This window comes from Roseateles sp. SL47, assembly GCF_026625885.1.
GTDB lineage: Bacteria > Pseudomonadota > Gammaproteobacteria > Burkholderiales > Burkholderiaceae_C > Roseateles.
This window is the reverse complement of record NZ_CP113068.1, coordinates 1,232,284-1,249,500: the sequence shown is the minus strand read 5'-3', so window position 1 is coordinate 1,249,500 and position 17,217 is coordinate 1,232,284. Positions and strand designations below refer to the sequence as shown.

The 17,217-nt window shown below is 67.3% G+C and carries 17 protein-coding genes; 7 read left to right on the top strand and 10 right to left on the bottom strand.

Going from position 1 to position 17,217, the window contains the following annotated elements:
• Positions 1–29 precede the first annotated feature (29 nt).
• Genes creC through OU995_RS05470 form a run of 3 tightly spaced genes read right to left on the bottom strand, consistent with a single transcriptional unit; the run spans position 30 to position 3,013 of the window.
• Positions 30–1,493 (bottom strand): two-component system sensor histidine kinase CreC, encoded by a 1,464-nt coding sequence (creC, locus tag OU995_RS05480; protein WP_267834518.1) that lies wholly within the window; start codon positions 1,491–1,493, stop codon positions 30–32.
• A gap of 6 nt (positions 1,494–1,499) precedes the next feature.
• The gene (locus OU995_RS05475; protein WP_267834516.1) at positions 1,500–2,249 is read right to left on the bottom strand and encodes a response regulator; all 750 of its coding nucleotides are present in this window, start codon (positions 2,247–2,249) and stop codon (positions 1,500–1,502) included.
• Complete coding sequence (locus tag OU995_RS05470; RefSeq protein WP_267834515.1) at positions 2,246–3,013, bottom strand: helical backbone metal receptor; 768 nt, start codon at positions 3,011–3,013, stop codon at positions 2,246–2,248. Before OU995_RS05470 ends, OU995_RS05475 begins: the two co-directional genes overlap by 4 nt.
• A gap of 311 nt (positions 3,014–3,324) precedes the next feature.
• On the opposite strand from OU995_RS05470, the gene OU995_RS05465 reads away from it, so the two are divergent.
• Complete coding sequence (locus OU995_RS05465) at positions 3,325–3,831, top strand: RNA recognition motif domain-containing protein (protein WP_267834514.1); 507 nt, start codon at positions 3,325–3,327, stop codon at positions 3,829–3,831.
• Between the two features lie 92 nt (positions 3,832–3,923).
• On the opposite strand, the gene OU995_RS05460 is transcribed toward OU995_RS05465, so the two are convergent.
• The 6 genes from OU995_RS05460 to OU995_RS05435 all read right to left on the bottom strand — a co-directional run bounded on the left by OU995_RS05460 (position 3,924) and on the right by OU995_RS05435 (position 9,091).
• Positions 3,924–4,697: an SDR family oxidoreductase gene (locus OU995_RS05460; RefSeq protein WP_267834513.1), complete on the bottom strand. Its 774-nt coding sequence runs from the start codon at positions 4,695–4,697 to the stop codon at positions 3,924–3,926.
• 28 nt (positions 4,698–4,725) lie between these two features.
• A complete protein-coding gene (lptC, locus tag OU995_RS05455) occupies positions 4,726–5,448 on the bottom strand; it encodes an LPS export ABC transporter periplasmic protein LptC (protein ID WP_267834512.1) in 723 nt (240 codons plus the stop codon).
• 23 nt (positions 5,449–5,471) lie between these two features.
• Positions 5,472–6,068 (bottom strand): KdsC family phosphatase, encoded by a 597-nt coding sequence (locus OU995_RS05450; protein WP_267834511.1) that lies wholly within the window; start codon positions 6,066–6,068, stop codon positions 5,472–5,474.
• Positions 6,068–7,057, bottom strand: coding sequence for a KpsF/GutQ family sugar-phosphate isomerase (locus OU995_RS05445; protein WP_267834510.1), 990 nt, complete (start codon positions 7,055–7,057; stop codon positions 6,068–6,070). The genes OU995_RS05450 and OU995_RS05445 overlap by 1 nt, the downstream gene beginning before the upstream one ends.
• A gap of 73 nt (positions 7,058–7,130) precedes the next feature.
• Positions 7,131–8,441: a sensor histidine kinase gene (locus OU995_RS05440; RefSeq protein ID WP_267834509.1), complete on the bottom strand. Its 1,311-nt coding sequence runs from the start codon at positions 8,439–8,441 to the stop codon at positions 7,131–7,133.
• Positions 8,438–9,091 carry a response regulator transcription factor gene (locus tag OU995_RS05435; protein ID WP_267834508.1) on the bottom strand — a complete coding sequence of 218 codons (654 nt, stop codon included), beginning with the start codon at positions 9,089–9,091 and terminating at the stop codon, positions 8,438–8,440. The genes OU995_RS05440 and OU995_RS05435 overlap by 4 nt, the downstream gene beginning before the upstream one ends.
• A gap of 208 nt (positions 9,092–9,299) precedes the next feature.
• Between OU995_RS05435 and OU995_RS05430 the strand changes: the two genes are divergently transcribed.
• From OU995_RS05430 to OU995_RS05420, 3 genes are all read left to right on the top strand, one after another.
• Positions 9,300–10,124 (top strand): phosphatase PAP2 family protein, encoded by an 825-nt coding sequence (locus OU995_RS05430; protein ID WP_267834507.1) that lies wholly within the window; start codon positions 9,300–9,302, stop codon positions 10,122–10,124.
• Positions 10,125–10,193: 69 nt separating this feature from the next.
• Positions 10,194–10,772, top strand: a complete 579-nt coding sequence (locus OU995_RS05425; RefSeq protein WP_267834506.1) for a DJ-1/PfpI family protein — start codon at positions 10,194–10,196, stop codon at positions 10,770–10,772.
• Positions 10,773–10,836: 64 nt separating this feature from the next.
• Positions 10,837–11,214, top strand: a complete 378-nt coding sequence (locus tag OU995_RS05420) for a ribbon-helix-helix domain-containing protein (RefSeq protein WP_267834505.1) — start codon at positions 10,837–10,839, stop codon at positions 11,212–11,214.
• A gap of 166 nt (positions 11,215–11,380) precedes the next feature.
• Here the strand turns inward: OU995_RS05420 and OU995_RS05415 are convergent, their stop codons facing one another.
• A complete protein-coding gene (locus tag OU995_RS05415) occupies positions 11,381–12,652 on the bottom strand; it encodes a Glu/Leu/Phe/Val family dehydrogenase (protein WP_267834502.1) in 1,272 nt (423 codons plus the stop codon).
• Between the two features lie 320 nt (positions 12,653–12,972).
• On the opposite strand from OU995_RS05415, the gene OU995_RS05410 reads away from it, so the two are divergent.
• From OU995_RS05410 to OU995_RS05400, 3 genes are all read left to right on the top strand, one after another.
• Positions 12,973–14,970, top strand: a complete 1,998-nt coding sequence (locus tag OU995_RS05410) for a monovalent cation:proton antiporter family protein (protein WP_267834501.1) — start codon at positions 12,973–12,975, stop codon at positions 14,968–14,970.
• Between the two features lie 180 nt (positions 14,971–15,150).
• Positions 15,151–15,876 (top strand): histidine phosphatase family protein, encoded by a 726-nt coding sequence (locus OU995_RS05405; protein WP_267834500.1) that lies wholly within the window; start codon positions 15,151–15,153, stop codon positions 15,874–15,876.
• Positions 15,877–15,899: 23 nt separating this feature from the next.
• Positions 15,900–17,162 (top strand): acyl-CoA dehydrogenase family protein, encoded by a 1,263-nt coding sequence (locus tag OU995_RS05400; RefSeq protein ID WP_267834499.1) that lies wholly within the window; start codon positions 15,900–15,902, stop codon positions 17,160–17,162.
• The last annotated feature ends 55 nt before the right edge of the window (positions 17,163–17,217 follow it).

Here is a 17,217-nt window from a genome sequence, read left to right as displayed (position 1 = left end):
AGACGGCAGTGTGAAAACCGCGTGTGAGCTCAGGGCGAAGTTTGTGAGCTCTGTGTGAAGTGCCCCTGCACATCCAGTTGCACCCGCAGGCCCGGTTGTGCGGGCGCAAAGCGCAGCGCCCATCCATGCAGGCCGGCGATCTGACGGACGATGGCCAGCCCCAGGCCCGAGCCCTTGCGCAGGCTGCCCGGGCGGGCGGTGGAGAAAAAGCGCTGGCCGAGCTGATCAAAGGCGGCGGCGGGGACGCCGGGCCCATGGTCGCGGAGTTCAAAGCCGGTGTCGCGGCTCACGCTGACTTCCAGCACGCCGCCAGGTGGGCTGAAGTCCACCGCATTGCTCAACAGGTTGCTCAGCGCCAGCGCCAGCAATTCCGGATCGGCCTGCAGCGTCAGCGCCTCGCGGCGCCCCCAGTGCACCTGCATGCCGCGCTGCTGGAGCCGATCGTTCAATGCGGCCAGCGCCTGCTCCACCGCCTGGTCCAGCCGCACGGCGCGGGGATGTTCAGGCCCGCGACGCAACTCCAGCGCGGACAGCGCCAGCAGCCGCTCCACCAGTTCGGTCATGCGTTCGCTCTGCGCCACCACCTGGGCGGCAAATCGCTGGCGGTCTTGAGGCGCCAGATCGTCCTGCAGCAGCTCACCGGCCCCACGCAGGGCGGCCAGCGGGCTTTTCAGTTCATGGGTGAGCGCCCGGGCCAGATGCTCCATGCGCTCGCGCCCGTCCAGCCGCTCCCGCATGGCGTCCATGGCCAGCGCCAATTCCCCCAACTCACCAGGCACCTTGGGGGGCGCCTGGCGCTGGCCCATCTGCACCTCCTGGGCATACCGCCGCAGCCGCCGCACATGGCCCACCACCCACCAGGTGACGGCCACCCCGATGCCCAGAGACACCGCCAGCAGGCCCAGGCCCGCTGCCCAGATGCGTCGTTCGGCCCGGTCGATGAAGCGCTGCACCGTGGCCACCGGCTTGGCCACCGTCACCACACCCAGCAGCTCGCCCTGGGCCGAACGCACCGGAGCGGCCACATACATCACCGGACTGACGTCGCCGCCGTAGCCGTCCTGGGTGGAGCGGGCGCCATACGTGCCGCGCAGCGTGCGGGCCACATCATTCCAGCGGGAATAGTCCTGGCCCACCGCCGAGCCGGGCCCCTGGACGGTATCGAAGATCACCCGGCCCCGGGGATCGGTCACATAGATGCGGAAGTCCAGCGTCTGCTTGCGCAGGCCCCAGATGTGGACATCCACCGGCCGGTTGGCATAGTCACGCACGCGTCGGGCAAAGGCCGTGTCGTCCAGCGGCGCCCCGGGTGGCAGGGCCGCCAGGTCATCGGTTGCCAGTTCCGCCAGCAGGTTGGCGGTGTCAACCATGATGTCCTCCATCACCTCGCGCACGCTGGGCTTGACCTCCCCCAGCACCACCCGCAACAAAATGACGGAACTCAGCCCGGCAATCAGGAAGAAGCCAAAGAACACCCGCAGGCCCAGGCGCATCGCGCGTCACTCCAGCGAGTAGCCCATGCCGCGATGGGTGCGGATGGGGTCCAGGTCCGGCCGGACCTGACGCAGCTTGGCGCGCAGGGTCTTGATGTGGGTGTCCACCGTGCGGTCCCCGCTGTCAGCCTCCAGGCCCCAGACCGCATCCAGCAGCACCTCCCGGGAATGGATGCGCTGCTGCGCCTGCTCAAGGCGCCGCAACGCATCCAGCAGCACCTCCCGGGAATGGATGCGTTGCGGCGCCTTGAGCAGGCGCAGCAGCAGGCCCAGTTCGCGGCGCGTCAAGGGCAGCAGCTCCCCATGGAAGCGCACCCGTGAGCCTTCCGCCTCCACCACAAAGCCGCCCTGCGAGGGCCCCGCCGCCTCCACTGGCGATGACGCGCGCCGTAGCAGCGCCCGCACCCGCGCCACCAGCTCCCGCGGGCTGAAGGGTTTGGCCAGGTAGTCGTCTGCGCCCAGTTCCAGGCCGAGCACCTTGTCGGCTTCTTCACTGCGGGCGCTCAGCATCAGGATCGGCAGGCGGGCCAAGGGGCCAAGGCGGATCTCCCGGCACAGGTCCAACCCATTGCCGTCCGGCAGGCCCACATCCAGGATGGCGAGGTCCAGGTCACCACGGGCCAGGGCCGTGCGTGCTTCATGCAGCCAGCCGCAGTAGCAGATCTGGAAACCCTCGCGGCCGAGCGCAAATTCCACGGTCTGGGCGATCGCCGGATCATCTTCCAGCAGCAACAGGCGTGCGGCATTCGCGCTCATGACAGGGCCAAGCCTCGCAGGTAGTCCAGGCCATCCGCCGCACGCGGCCCGTACCAGCTGAGCAATTCGCCGTCGACCAGGCGCACCCGCGCGTGCGGGCTCAAGGCCTGGGCCAGATCCAGATGCTGCGGGCCAAAACGATAGGGTTCGGAACTCAAGAGCAATTCATCCATGTCTTTCAGCCAGGGCTCATCTCCCGCCAATGCCGGGTATCGGGCGGCGCCGGCCTCACCCCCGTCCACCGGCGGCCAGGTCCACCAGCCGACCTCTGCCAGCATGCGTGAAATGTAGGTGTCCCGCGCCACCGTCATCCAGGGGTCGCGCCAGATGAGGTAGAGCACCCGCCGCGTTGGCCATGCCCTGGAACGACATTCGCCCAGTGCCTCATGCAGCCGCCGCAACAGGTGGGCGGCCTGTGTTCGCACCGCAGGCACCTCCTGCGCAAAATGCTCCATCATTTGCTGCAGCAACTGCAGGTTGTCCTCCGGTGCGCACGGATGGGTGACGATCACCTCGGCCCCCATCTGTCGCAGCGCGGCGACGTCCTCCAGACGATTTTCATCAACATTGACGACAACATGGCTGGGGCCCAACTGCCGGATCTTCTGCAGATTCAGGTCTTTGGTGCCCCCCACCTTTGGAATTCCATCCACCCCTTTAGGGGGATGAATACAAAAGCCGGTGCGCCCCACCACCCACGGTCCCAGCCCCAGTGAAAACAGCAGTTCGGTGACCGATGGGACCAAAGAAATGATGCGAATCACGGCTGCTGCCCCTCCAAACGGTGACAAATCGTGTTGAAACCGACGTACTGTGGAAACTTGGTTGCAAAAACCGGCCAATCGGGAACCCCGCTTGCCGTGTTAAAACTTCGTCAAAGAGAAGGTTGGGTGTTCTTGGCGCCTGCTCGGGGTTTGTTCGCAGAAGCCGAAAAACAACATCACGGTTGACGCGTTGCGAATCGCCAATCCTGTCACACATAATCAGACGGCCTGAATGCAGCGCCTTCGTATGAGTGGTTCACGATGGGTTGAAGCAGCACATTGGGTTATTTGGTTTTTGAAAGGGCTTCCCCATGGGAAACAAGCTATACGTGGGCAACCTCGCTTACAGCGTGCGAGATGAGACGCTCCAGGAGGCATTCTCGCAATTTGGTACCGTCACGTCTGCGAAGGTCATGATGGACCGCGAGACCGGTCGTTCCAAGGGCTTCGGCTTTGTGGAAATGGCCTCTGATGCCGAGGCGCAAACCGCCATCAACGGCATGAACGGTCAAGCCATCGACGGCCGCGCCGTGGTGGTGAATGTGGCTCGTCCGCGCGAAGAGCGTCCGGGCGGCTTCGGCGGCGGCGGCGGCGGCAGCCGTGGCGGCTTCGGTGGCGGCGGCGGCGGTAGCCGTGGCGGCTTCGGCGGCGGCGGCGGTGGCGGCGGCTACGGTGGTGGTGGCGGCGGTGGCCGCGGCGGCTACGGTGGTGGCGGCGGCAGCGGTGGCCGTGGCAGCTACGGCGGTGGCGGCGGCTACGGCGGTGGCGGCGGCGGCGGTAGCCGTGGCGGCTACGGTGGCGGCAGCGGCGGCTACTGATCCACAGGATCCGGAAGGGCTTCGGCCCTCCAGCAAAAAGGCACTCCTCGGAGTGCCTTTTTTACTGTCTCGCCGGGACGGGTGTCCAGGCCTTATTCGCTCTCTCGGTGCTTGCGCGGACGGCCGGCGAGCAGGCGGTCCAACACGGCCCCCGGCAGCACATGCATCACACGGGCGACCACGCCCATCTGCCAGGGAATGAAGCGCACCCGCGCACCGCGCTGGATGGCATCAAAAGCCCGCTGTGCAAAGGCTTCGGGCTGCATCAGGAAAGGCATGCGGTAGCGGTTCTTGCGGGTCAGCGGCGTGTCGATATAACCCGGCGCGATGGTGACGACCTGCACCCCGTCCGGCCGGCACTCCCCCCGCAGGCTTTCGCAGTAGGCAAACACCGCCGCCTTGCTGGAGCAATAGGCGCCATGCCCGGGCAGGCCCCGCACCCCCGCGACGCTGGCAATGCCCACCAGGGTCCCGCTACGCCGCTGACGCATCGGCGTGAGGAAGGGCTGGAAGGTGGCCGCCATGCCGATGTTGTTGGTGGCATAGATGCGCTGCATCACCGCCAGATCCGCTTCGATGGCGGTGTCCACACCGATGCTGATGCCGGCGTTGGCAATCACGACGTCGGGCAGGCCCTGCTCGGCGATGCAACGGTGGCCGGTGGCGGTGATGTCGGCGATGTCGCTCACATCCGCGCGGTACACCCGCCAACGGGCAGGATCCAGCTGCTGGGCCTGCGCCCAGGCGGTCAGTTCCTCCACGCGGCGCGCCACCAGGGCCAGTGACCATCCCTGTTGGTAGTACTGCAGCGCAAGCGCCTGGCCGATGCCGCTGGAAGCACCGGTGATGTAGACAAGACGTGGCATGTGAATCCCTGAGCTCAGGGCCGGAAGGTCAGCGACGGGTTTTGACGGCAGCCGAGGGGCTGGAAGCCGCTGCGCCACTGGAAGCTGGAGTCGAGGCGGGGGGGGCTGCGGGCGCGGCAGGGGCACCGGCCGGTTGTGCGCTGAACTGCGCCTTGCCTCCGCCACTGAAGGTCAGCAAGCCGCTGAGATTGCTGTATTCAAAGCTGCGCACCTGCATCTCACCGCCCAGGCCCACCACCCGCGCGGGCAGGTGGGAACGCATCTTCTGCTCCGGCACGAAGACATGCAGGAACTCCCCATACAGCTCCAGATCGGTCACCGCAGCGGGGTCGCCGGAGGGATATCGGTGCAGTTTCACATCGCCCAGCAACTGCACTTCACTGCCGTCGCCGTTGGACAGGCCCCGCTTGGCCTGGGCAATCAGCAGCTCACCCTTGTCACCATAGGCGCGCAGTTCGGGCTGGTCGATTTCGATGGTGTCGTTGTCCGGATAGTGGCGCAACTCATGCCCGAGGATGCGGGCCAGCAGCCGGCCATCGCTGCTGAAGCGCTCCAGCTCAAAGCCCTGCATGCGGTAGTCCGGCACATGCCGGGGTGCGGCCTTCTCGCGCGGGGCTTCCAGCTGCGGCGTGCTCTTGATCAGCCACCAGGTGAAGCCCGCCAGGGCGGCCATCAGCAGCAGTGGCACATAGCTGGCCAGGAAGGATTGCAGACGCCACAGCAGGGGTTGCACCCGGCGACGGGGTCCCACGGGCGGCGGAGCCAGAGCCGCCATCAGTGTGCGCCCCCGTCCAGGGTGTCCAGATGGCCGTGCAGCAACCGGGCGTACTGGCCAGCCGCCATCAGCAGCAGGTCACAGAACTCGCGGGCGGCGCCATGGCCGCCTTGCGCCTGGGTCACGTAATGGGCTGCCGCCTTGGTTTCGGCGTGGGCCTGGGCGGGTGCGCAGGCAAAGCCGGCCCGCACCATCAGCGGCAGGTCGGGCCAGTCATCACCGATGACCGCCACTTCGTCCCAGCGCACGCCCAGCGAGTCCAGCACGGGTTGGGCGGCGGCCAGCTTGTCCTTGGCACCGTAGACCGCATGTGTCAGCCCCAGATCCGCCACCCGGCGCCGCACCGCCGGGGAATCCCGGCCGGTCACCACGATCGGCAGAATGCCGCCCTGCGCCAGCAGCTTCAGGCCGTGGCCGTCCAGCGTGGAGAAGGCCTTGAAATCCTCGCCGCGTTCACTGATGTAGATGCGGCCATCGGTAAGCACCCCGTCCACATCAAAAATGGCGGCCTTGAGGCCGGTGGCCGGGCCCTGCGCCTGCAGCAGCAGCTCGGGCGCAAACTGGAGCGCGGGCCGGAGTTCTCGCACCACCGTCATCAGATCACCTTCGCGCGCATCAGATCATTGATGCTGATGGCGCCCAGCAGGCGCTGGTCGTCGTCGACCGCCAGCACCAGGGTGATGCGGGCGGACTCCATCAGGTCGGCCGCTTCCACCGCCAGCGCATCGGCCGACACGGTGCGGGGGCTGTTGTGCATCACTTCACGGGCCGTCAGGCCCCGCAGGTCCGCGCCGCGTTCGATCAGGCGGCGCAGGTCGCCGTCGGTGAAGATGCCGGCCGCCCGGTCCTGGTCGTCCACCAGGATGGCGCAGCCCAGGCCCTTGGCCGACATCACCCGCATCATCTCCAGCAGGCTCAGGTCGGCCTTGACCCGGGGCAGGGCGTCGCCACTGCGCATCAGGTCGCGGACATGGGTCAGCAGCTTGCGGCCCAGGGCGCCGCCGGGATGGGAACGGGCAAAGTCTTCTGCGCGGAAGCCGCGAGCGTCCAGCAGGGCCACTGCCAGCGCATCACCCAGGGCGATCTGCGCGGTGGTGCTGGCCGTGGGGGCCAGGTTCAGCGGGCAGGCTTCCTGGTCCACCCGGGAATCCAGCACATGGTCCGCATGCCGGGCCAGGGAGGACTCCGGGCGGCCCGTCATGGCAATCAGCTTGACGCCCTGGCGCTTGAGCGTCGGGATGATGGCGTTGAGCTCATCGCTCTCGCCGGAATTGGACAGGGCCAGCACGATGTCCGCCGGCGTGACCATGCCGAGGTCGCCATGACTGGCTTCGGCCGGATGCACAAAAAGGGAAGGGGTGCCGGTGGACGACAGGGTGGCGGCGATCTTGCGCCCCACATGGCCGCTCTTGCCCATGCCCATCACCGCCACCCGGCCGCTGCTGGACAGGATGAGCTGCACCACCTGTTCAAACGATTCTCCCAGGCGAGGGCCCAGCGCCAGCAGCGCATCGGATTCGACCTTGAGAGCCTGGCGCGCCACTTCAAGGGCGCGGGAATGGGTGAGAACAGCTTGCGTCGTCATACAGGCGGCAGTGTAGCTGCGGCGGGATGGGGAGGGATCGGGGCGACGGCGGCCAGGGGCCCCGGGCTACGGGCTACGGGGGCGGGGGCCCCAGGCGCAGGGCCACGGCAAATCCCTGGGCCACCGGCAGCAGGCGCAGATCACCGCCATGGGCGCGGGCGACCAGATCCGCCATCATCAGGCCCAGGCCCATGCGGCCTTCGTATTGCTGGCGCTCCAGCGCGTCATTGAGATCTTCGCGGCGCCACTCGGGCACGCCACTGCCGTTGTCCTCCAGCTCGATCACCGTGCCGCCACCGGGCACCTCCCGCAACCGCAACTGCAGACGGGTGGCGCGGTGGCGCCAGGCGTTGTCCAGCAGATTGATCAGGGCGGCCGCCAGCAGATCCGGGTCTCCCTGCACCCAGGGTTCGGCCGGCAGATCCAGTTCCAGTTGCTGGGGCAGCGGCAGGTGGTCCATCAGCGCGGCCAGATCCAGCGCCTGCCACTGCAGGCTCATGCCGCTGCGGAACAAGGTCAGCAGCGCCGTCACCACCCGGCGCAGACGGTCGGCCGCCTCGCGGGTGCGCTGCAGGCGCTCACGCTGGGCTTCCGGCGCTTCCCGCAGGGCCATGGCCAGCTGGGTGTCCATGCCGGCCAGCGGCGTGCGCAAGGCATGCGCCGCATGCGCGCTGAAGGCCCGTTCATTGGCCACCCGCTGGGCCAGGCGCTGGCCCAGGTCCAGCACGGCGGAGCGGATGTCGCCCAGCTCCCGCCGGGACTGCTCCGGCAGGCTCTGGCGGCTGTCCAGCGGGTCGTACTGCCCCAGGGCCTCGCTCAGGCGGGCCAACGGCTCCAGCTCCTGACGGGCGCGCCGGTTCAGCCAGATCATGCACAGGCTGCCCACCAGCAGGGCAGACAAGGCGCTGGCCATGCCGACGCGGGAGCGCACCTCGCGCCGCTCCGCCGTGGTCTGGGCCACCATCAGCCAGGCCGAGCCAGCGGCGGATTTGAGGGGGCGGACATGCACACGCCAGTCATCCCCATCACTGCCGTCGTCCTTCCAGTCGCTGAAACCGGGGGGCAACTGCCAGGCCTTGGTGGGGGCCAGTGGCGAGCGATGCAGCAGTTCACCCTCGGCGGACACAAGCTGCCAGGCGAAGTGGGTACTCAGGTCATCAGAGTCGGCCACCTCCGAAGTCAGCAGCGCATTGCTCTGGCGCAGCAACTGGCCCAGCACCTGGGACGAGGCCTGCAGCGTTTCGTCCAGCAGCTCGTCCACCTCCTCCTGCACCACCACCCAGACCGACACCCCGGCCACCAGCGCCCAGAAGACGGAAATCAGCAGCAGCTGGCGCGCCAGACGGCCGGCGATCGACGGTTTGCGGGCCGGCGCGGTGCTCATGCGCCCAACCGGTAGCCCATGCCGCGTACCGTTTCGATCAGGTTGCGGCCCAGCTTGCGACGCAGGCTGGACACATGCACTTCCAGGGCATTGCTCTGCACTTCCGCGTCGTTGCCGAGCACGCGCAGTTCCAGCTCATGTTTGGGGTAGAGCCGCCCGGCCCGCTGGGCCAGGGCTTCCAGTACGGCCCATTCGCGGGCGGTGAGTTCCACCGGCAGGCCGTCGCGCCGTGCCCGCTTGGCGGCCAGGTCCAGCCAGACGTCACCATATTGGCGCTGGGAACTGCTGGCCCCCATGTGGCGGCGGCTGACCGCCCGCAAGCGGGCCGCCAGTTCCTCCGGCGCAAAGGGCTTGACCAGATAGTCATCGGCGCCGCTGTCCAGGCCCTGCAGCCGGTCGGCGAGCAGGTCCCGGGCCGTGAGCATCAGGGCCGGGGTGGCGACGCCGCGCTGGCGAAGCGACCGCAACCAGTCCAGGCCCGAGCCGTCCGGCAGTTGCCAGTCCACCAAGAGCGCCTCCGCATCCTCGTACTGACGGGGCAGCAGGTCCGAGAGCCGGGTGGCCCAGGTGACCTCATGGCCTTCGGAGACCAGGAAATCACGCAGGCCACTGCCCAGCAGTTCGTCATCTTCGAGCAGGAGCAGTCGCATCGTGGCAGGTATGGGCGCGGGCGGATCGGATTCGGTCGGTTCGGGTGAAACGATAACAGGCTGGCGCCACCGTCCTGTCCGACCGGCGAATCGGCCCCATGCGGATGTCACGGCAATGGCCGCTTCCCCCGGAACGGGGGCCAGCTTCAGCAAGACTTCAGGTTCACTTCAGGAACGCTTCAGCGGGGACGCGCCCACTCATGTCGCCATGAAGCCGATCCTCCTGACCGAATTGTCGGACCCAACCGCGACCTCCCCCTCCCTGCATGCGGCCACCACCACGCTGGCGGGCCCCCGGTGGCTCCCGCGACTCTCGGGCGGCACCTGGACGGTGCTGCTGGGGCTGCTGGCGGTGCTGGCCTGGGACGGGCTGGGGCTGGACCTGGCGGTGGTGCGATGGTTTGGAGATGCCCAGGGCTTTACCTGGCGCAACCATTGGTTGACGTCCGGCGTGATGCACCAGGGCGGCCGGTGGCTGGCCACCGGGCTGGTGGTGATGCTGCTGGTCAATGCGGTGCGTCCGCTGTGGCCGGGGCTGAGCCGCCGGGAGCGGTGGCTCGCGGTTGCCACCACGGCGGTCTGCCTCATCCTCATTCCCTTGATCAAGCAGGGCAGCACCACCAGTTGCCCCTGGGACCTGGCCGAATTCGGCGGCACGGCCCGCTACATCTCCCACTGGCGGCTGGGCGTTGCGGACGGCGGCCCGGGGCACTGCTTCCCGTCGGGCCATGCCAGCTCGGCCTTTGCCTTCTTCAGCCTGTTCTTCATGCTGCGCCGGGCCTATCCGCGCCAGGCGGGCATGGCGCTGATGGGGGTGCTGATCCTGGGCTTCTGCTATGGGATGGCCCAGATGGCGCGCGGCGCGCACTACCCCAGCCACACCCTGTGGACGGCCTGGATCTGCTGGGCGGTGACGGTGGGGTTGGCGAACGGTGGATGGGTCGGCCTGGGCCGCCGGGCCTGGTCGATAAGCGTGCAGCGGCAGCAAGCGGATCGGACCTTCACGGCCCCGACATCGCCGGACCCGACGTAACCCGCTACTACCCACCGTGGTCGCTTGCTTCCCAGAATCGGACTTCCCTTTCGATTCTGGAGACATCCCATGGGCAAGAAGCTTCTATTGCTGGCTGGCGACTATGTCGAGGACTACGAGATCATGGTGCCGTTCCAGGCCTTGCTGGCGGTCGGCCACCAGGTGCATGCGGTGTGCCCTGGCAAAAAGGCTGGGGACCATGTCCTGACGGCGATCCACGACTTCGAGGGTGCGCAGACCTACTCGGAAAAGCCGGGGCACCGATTCACTCTGAATGCCACCTTTGACGACGTCGATGCCAAGAGCTACGACGGTCTGGTGATTCCCGGGGGCCGTGCGCCGGAATACCTGCGGACGCTGCCGGGCGTGCTGCCCCTGGTGCAGCACTTCTCGCAGGCGGGCAAGCCGATCGCAGCCATCTGCCACGGTGCCCAGCTGCTGGCGGCGGCGGGTGTGATCCGCGGCAAGCGGGTGTCGGCCTATCCGGCCTGTGCGGCGGAGGTGGAACTGGCCGGTGCCAGTTACGCCGACATTCCGGTGGACCAGGCGGTCACGGACGGCACGCTGGTGACGGCACCCGCCTGGCCGGCGCACCCGGCCTGGATCGCCCAGTTCCTGGTGGTGCTGGGCACCCGCATCTCGACCTGATTCCGGGTGGCGCGCACAATGGCTGCAGCGGCAGCTGGGCCGCCATGCAGCCACGGGGGTTCCCATGTGTCAGGTCTTCATCAGCGCGGATCCGCAGAGTTACGAATCCCGCACCCGTTCTGTTCGTCTGCATGGTGTGGTCACCAGCATCCGTCTTGAGAACCTTCATTGGGAGGTGCTGGAAGAGATTGCGGCCCGTGATGGTCTGTCGGTCACGCAGCTCATCACGCGGCTGTACGACGAACTGGTGCAAGCGCGGGGCGCGGTCGGCAACTTCTCATCATTTTTGCGTGTCTCCGCCCTTCGCTACATGGCCCTGATGGCGCAAAACCGCATCCCTGCCGACCCAACCGTTCCCCTGCGCAGCCTCGACCCTGCCAAGGTCCTCGACGGCCTGCCCGCCACCTGGACCCGTCCCCCCCACCCCATCCACCTCTCATAAATCAAAAAGGGCTCCCCAAGGAAGCCCTTCTTTCTCATCCACCCAGGCCCCAGCCAGCCCGCCCCACGGGCCGGGCCCCTCCAGCGGAGCCCATGGATCCGGCTCCGCCGGTCCATCGGGCTCGCCCCCCGGTGGGGGGGCCGCCGTCAGGCGGTAGGGGGGAGAGTCAAGGATACAGTCCCCGCTCTTCGCGGGCTTGCAGCACGCGTGTGCAGGCCACCGTGAAGGCGGCCGTCCGCAGCGGGATCTTGTGCTGTTCGGACGTCTCCCAGATGCCCTTGAAGGCACCGATCAGGATCTTGTCCAGACGCACATTGATCTCGTCTTCCGTCCAGAAGAAGGACGAGAAGTCCTGCACCCATTCGAAGTAGGACACCGTCACGCCACCGGCATTGGCAATCACGTCCGGCACCACGATGATGCCGCGGTCCGCCAGCACGGCGTCGCCATCCGGCGTCGTCGGGCCGTTGGCGCCTTCCAGCACCACACGGGTCTGGACGCGCTTGGCGCGCTCGGCGGTGATCTGACCTTCCAGCGCAGCCGGAATCAGCACGTCGGACTTCACATCCCAGAACTGCTCGTTCTCGATACGGTCCGCGCCCTTGAAGCCGCCCACGCCGCCGGTCTGGGCCACGTGGTCCAGCAGGCTGGTCATGTCCAGGCCCTGCTCGTTCAGGATGGTGCCCGTGTGGTCTTGCACGGCCACGACCTTGGCGCCATTGGCGGCAAACATCTTGGCGGCCACCGAGCCCACATTGCCGAAGCCCTGCACGGCCACGCGGGCGCCGTCCATCTCCACGCCCAGGCGGCGCATGGCTTCACGCCCCACCACGAACACGCCGCGGCCGGTCGCGGCCACGCGGCCCAACGAACCGCCCAGCGGGATCGGCTTGCCGGTGACCACGCCGGTCGCGGTGGCGCCGACGTTCATCGAATACGTGTCCATCATCCAGGCCATGATCTGGCCGTTGGTGTTCACGTCAGGGGCCGGGATGTCCTGCGTCGGGCCGATGATGATGCCGATCTCGCTGGTGTAGCGGCGGGTCACCTTCTCCAGTTCCTTGAGCGACAGCAGCTTGGGATCCAGGCGAATACCGCCCTTGGCGCCGCCATAGGGCAGGTTCACCGCAGCGTTCTTGACCGTCATCCAGGCCGACAGGGCCATCACTTCTTCCAGCGTGACATCCGGGTGGTAACGCACGCCGCCCTTGCCGGGACCGCGGGTGAGGCTGTGCTGCACACGGTAGCCCTCGAAGTGGGTGATGGTGCCGTTGTCCAGTTCGATGGGGATGTCCACGATCAGCGCGCGCTTGGGGCGACGCAGCGTTTCCACCCAGCGGGCCAGCTTGCCCAGGTAGGGCTCGACGGCGTCGATCTGGGACAGATACGTACCCCAGGGACTGTTGCGCGTGGGAGAAACGAAAGACAGATTGGGCATGAAATGCTCCGTAACTTTTCGGTGGCGCGAACGGTACCCTGAAGCCTCACCGGTTCGCCACGTCCGGCAAAGCCGCTTGCACATGCGGGCATGCGCCCGATGCATAAGCCCACAAGTTTGCCGCTGCGACGTGACGAACGCCAGTCTCCAGCGGGGGGTGAACCAGGCATCCGGAAGGGGGGACGCGCAGGCAGAACCTCCGTCATGGTGTCGGCTGGAGGCGACGTGCGCCACACCCGCGCGCCCACAGAGGGCGATCCAGCGTGAAACCTTGCCGATTTGCGGACGAGCTTGCCAAGGCGCCCAGTACCATCGGGTGCATGTTCACCGCCCTGGATCTGACCCTCGTCTACCTCATCGCCGCTGTCCTGGGCGTGGTGGTCTGCCGTTCGCTCAAGCTGCCCCCCATCCTCGGTTATCTCGTGGTGGGGGTGGTGATCGGCCCCAATGCGCTGTCGCTGGCCAGTGATGTGACTGGCGTGCAGCACCTGGCCGAGTTCGGCGTGGTCTTCCTGATGTTTGCCATCGGGCTGGAATTCAACCTGCCCAAGCTGCACAGCATGCGCTCGCTGGTGTTCGGGCTGGGCTTGCTGCAGGTGGTCATCACCGTGGGCGGCACCATGCTGGGTCACTGGTTCCTGGTCTGGGCCTTCGCTGTGGCGGGCCACCACTGGGACCTGAGCTGGCAGGGCGCGCTGGTGCTGGGGGCCGCCATGGCCATGAGTTCCACCGCCATTGTGGTGAAGCTGATGGCGGAACGGCTGGAACTGGAAAGTGAACATGGGCGACGCGTGATCGGCGTGCTGCTCTTCCAGGACCTGGCGGTCGTGCCGCTGCTGGTGCTGATCCCGGCCCTGGGCGGCAGCGGCACCGCCATGGCCCAGTCACTCGGCTGGGCGGGCCTCAAGGCGGTGGCCCTGCTGGCCCTGTTGCTCACGGGCGGGCAGCATGTGATGCGGCGCTGGCTCACCCTGGTGGCGCGGCGCAAGAGCCAGGAGCTCTTCATGCTCAACCTGCTGCTCGTCACGCTGGGCCTGGCCTGGCTGACCGAGCGTGCCGGCCTGTCGCTGGCGCTGGGCGCGTTTGTGGCGGGCATGCTGATCGCGGAAACCGAATACCGCCATCAGGTGGAAACCGACATACGCCCCTTCCACGATGTGCTGCTGGGCCTGTTCTTCATCACCATCGGCATGCGGCTGGACTGGCAGACGCTGGTCTATCAATGGCCGCTGGTGATCGTGCTGACGCTGGTGCCCACCTTGGCCAAATTCGTGCTGGTGGCCGGCCTGGCCAAGCTGTTCCGCGCCCCCACCGGCGCCGCGCTGCGCACCGGCTTGTATCTGGCGCAGGCGGGTGAATTCGGCTTTGTGCTGCTGACGCTGGGCGCCCAGCACAACCTGATTGCCGCGCAGTGGGTCAGCCCGGTGCTGGCGGCCATGGTGATGTCCATGCTGATGACGCCGCTGCTGATCGAATACAGCGACCGTATCGTCATGAAGCTGTCGGCCAGCGACTGGCTGCTGCAGTCGGTGCAACTGACCAGCATTGCCAAAAAAGCCATCAAGACCGACGCCCACGTCATCATCTGCGGCTACGGGCGCAGCGGCCAGAACCTGGCCCGATTGCTGGAAGCTGAAAACATTCCCTACATGGCGCTGGACCTGGACCCGGACCGGGTGCGGCAGGCCGCCGCCGCGGGTCAGAGCGTGGTGTTCGGCGATGCGGCGCGCTTGCCCAGCCTCATCGCGGCCGGCCTCTCGCGGGCCAGCGCGTTGGTCATCAGCTATCACGACACCCCGTCCGCCTTGAAGGTGCTGCATGAAGTGCGCAGCCATGCGCCGCAGGTACCGGTGGTGGTACGCACCATCGACGACACCGACCTGGAAAAGCTGCGCGCCGCCGGAGCCACCGAGGTGGTGCCGGAGGCGATTGAAGGCTCGCTGATGCTGGCCAGCCATGCGCTGGCGCTGGTGGGCGTGCCGATGCGGCGGGTGCTGCGCATTGCCCGCGACGCACGGGACCGACGCTATGGCCTGCTGCGCGGCTACTTCCACGGGCTGGACGACGACACGGGCGAAGACCGGGACCAGGCCCGGCTGCAGTCCATCTCGCTGCCCTCCGCCAGTGCGCTGCATGGGCGTCCGCTGGGCGAGATTGCCACGGCGGGCTGGGGCGTGACCGTCATTTCAGTGAAACGCAGCAATGGCTCGGTGCTCAATGCCGACAACAACCTGGTGCTGCGCAGCGGGGACACTCTGGTGATCTCCGGGACGCCCGAAGCCCTCGCCCGCGCGGAACACGGGCTGCTGGTGGGCTGAGCGGCGTTCGGCACTTGGGCGTCTGTCACGCAGGCGTCACTGCCCACGGTGGCGCGGCGCGGCAGCACCGTGCGTCCGTGACGTGTCCCACGGCGGAATCCCCGTTCAGCGCTCCGGGTTGCCGCCTGCGCGACAGAAACGGGCCCGGCAATGCGCCACACTGCCCCAACTATGTTGGACATGTTGCCCCGCAGCCCGAACCGCCGCCGCATCTACCTGATGCGCCACGGGGCGGTCACGTATTTCGATGGCGCCACCGGACGCCCGGTCCTGCCGGAACAGGTGCAGCTCAATGCCGAAGGTGTGGCGCAGGCGTGTGCGGCCGGGCAGGCCTTTGCTTCGGCCAATGTCCGTTTTGATCGCGTCATCGTGTCCGGCCTGCCCCGCACGGTCCAGACGGCGGACCTGGTGCTGAAGCACGCCGGTCTTTCCCAACTTCAAGCCCAGGTCTGGCCGGAATGGCAGGAGATCCGCGGCGGGCGCCTGGGTGAGATTGCCGATGCCGACCTGATCGCGGCCTTCACCGGCCTGCAACGCAGCCCGGTGGCCGAGCAGCAGCGTTTTCTCAACGGCGAAAGCGTCGGCGAACTGCTGGACCGGGTGCTGGGTGGGGTCGCCCGCCTGCGCGCCGATCCGGATTGGGACTGTGCGCTGCTGGTGCTGCATGGCGTGGTGAATGCCGCGCTGCTCTCTCATGCCGTCAGCGGCGGCCAGCGGTTGATGCTGGGCAGTTGGGTGCAGTCACCCGCCTGCATCAATGTCCTGGACATGGGCGAAGGCCCGGCGGACTGGCTGCTGCGTGTCAGCAATTTCGCTCCGTTGCATCCGCTGCATGCGGATGAGCGGTCCACCACCATGGAAGCGCTGTTTGCCCAGTACCTGCGCTACCGTCAACAGCGCGCCTGAGCGCCCTGCCTTCGGGAGGATCCATGAATTTCGACTACAGCCCCAAAGTTGAGCAGTTGCGGGAACGCCTGCTGGCGTTTTTTGACCAGCACATCTACCCGAGCGAAAAGCGTTATCACGAGGAAGTGGACACCAACCGCCGGGCCGGCAATGCCTGGGTGCCCACCCGCGTGATCGAGGAACTCAAACCCAAGGCCCGCGCGGCCGGCTTGTGGAACCTGTTCCTGCCCCGGTCGGCCCGGGCCCCGGAGGGCCTGTCCAACCTGGAATATGCGCCGCTGTGCGAGATCATGGGGCGGGTGTATTGGGCGCCGGAGGTGTTCAACTGCTCGGCGCCGGACACCGGCAACATGGAAACCCTGGAGCGTTACGCGACCGAAGGGCTGAAGGACCGCTGGCTGGAACCGCTGCTGCGGGGCGAGATCCGTTCCGCCTTCCTGATGACGGAGCCGGACGTGGCCTCGTCCGACGCCACCAACATCCAGTGCCGCATCGACCGCGATGGGGACCACTACGTCATCAATGGCACCAAGTGGTGGTCGTCCGGAGCGGGTGATCCGCGCTGTGCGCTCTACATCGTCATGGGCAAGACCAACCCGGAAGCGGGTCGGCATGAACAGCAGTCGATGGTGCTGGTGCCGGCAGACACCCCGGGGATCACGGTGAAGCGCCATCTGAGCGTGTTCGGTTATGACGATGCGCCGCATGGGCACATGGAGATCGAACTTCGGAATGTGCGTGTCCCGGTGGACAACATCCTGTTGGGCGAAGGCCGAGGTTTCGAGATCGCGCAGGGCCGCCTGGGGCCGGGCCGCATCCACCACTGCATGCGGTCCATTGGCGCAGCCGAGCGGGCGCTGGAGCTGATGTGCCAGCGGGCGATTGCGCGCACCGCCTTCGGCAAGACCATCGCCCAGCAGACGGTCACCCAGGAGCGCATCGCCGAGGCCCGCTGCAGCATCGAGCAGGCCCGCCTGCTGACGCTCAAGGCGGCCTACATGATGGACACGGTGGGCAACAAGGTGGCCAAGGCCGAGATTGCGATGATCAAGATCGTCGCCCCCAGCATGGCGCTGAAGGTCATCGACTGGGCCATGCAGGTCTACGGCGGCATGGGTGTCAGCCAGGACACGCCGCTGGCCTACATGTGGGCCGGCCAACGGACGCTGCGCTTCGCCGATGGCCCGGATGAGGTGCACCGCAATTCGCTGGCCAAACTGGAACTGGCGCGCCACATGAAGCTGCCCAGCAGCGGCGTGGACATGCCGATCACACGAGGTAGCTGAACGAGACGTCCGCTGAATCGGGGACGCTGGTGGGGGTGATGCAACACCCCGTTGC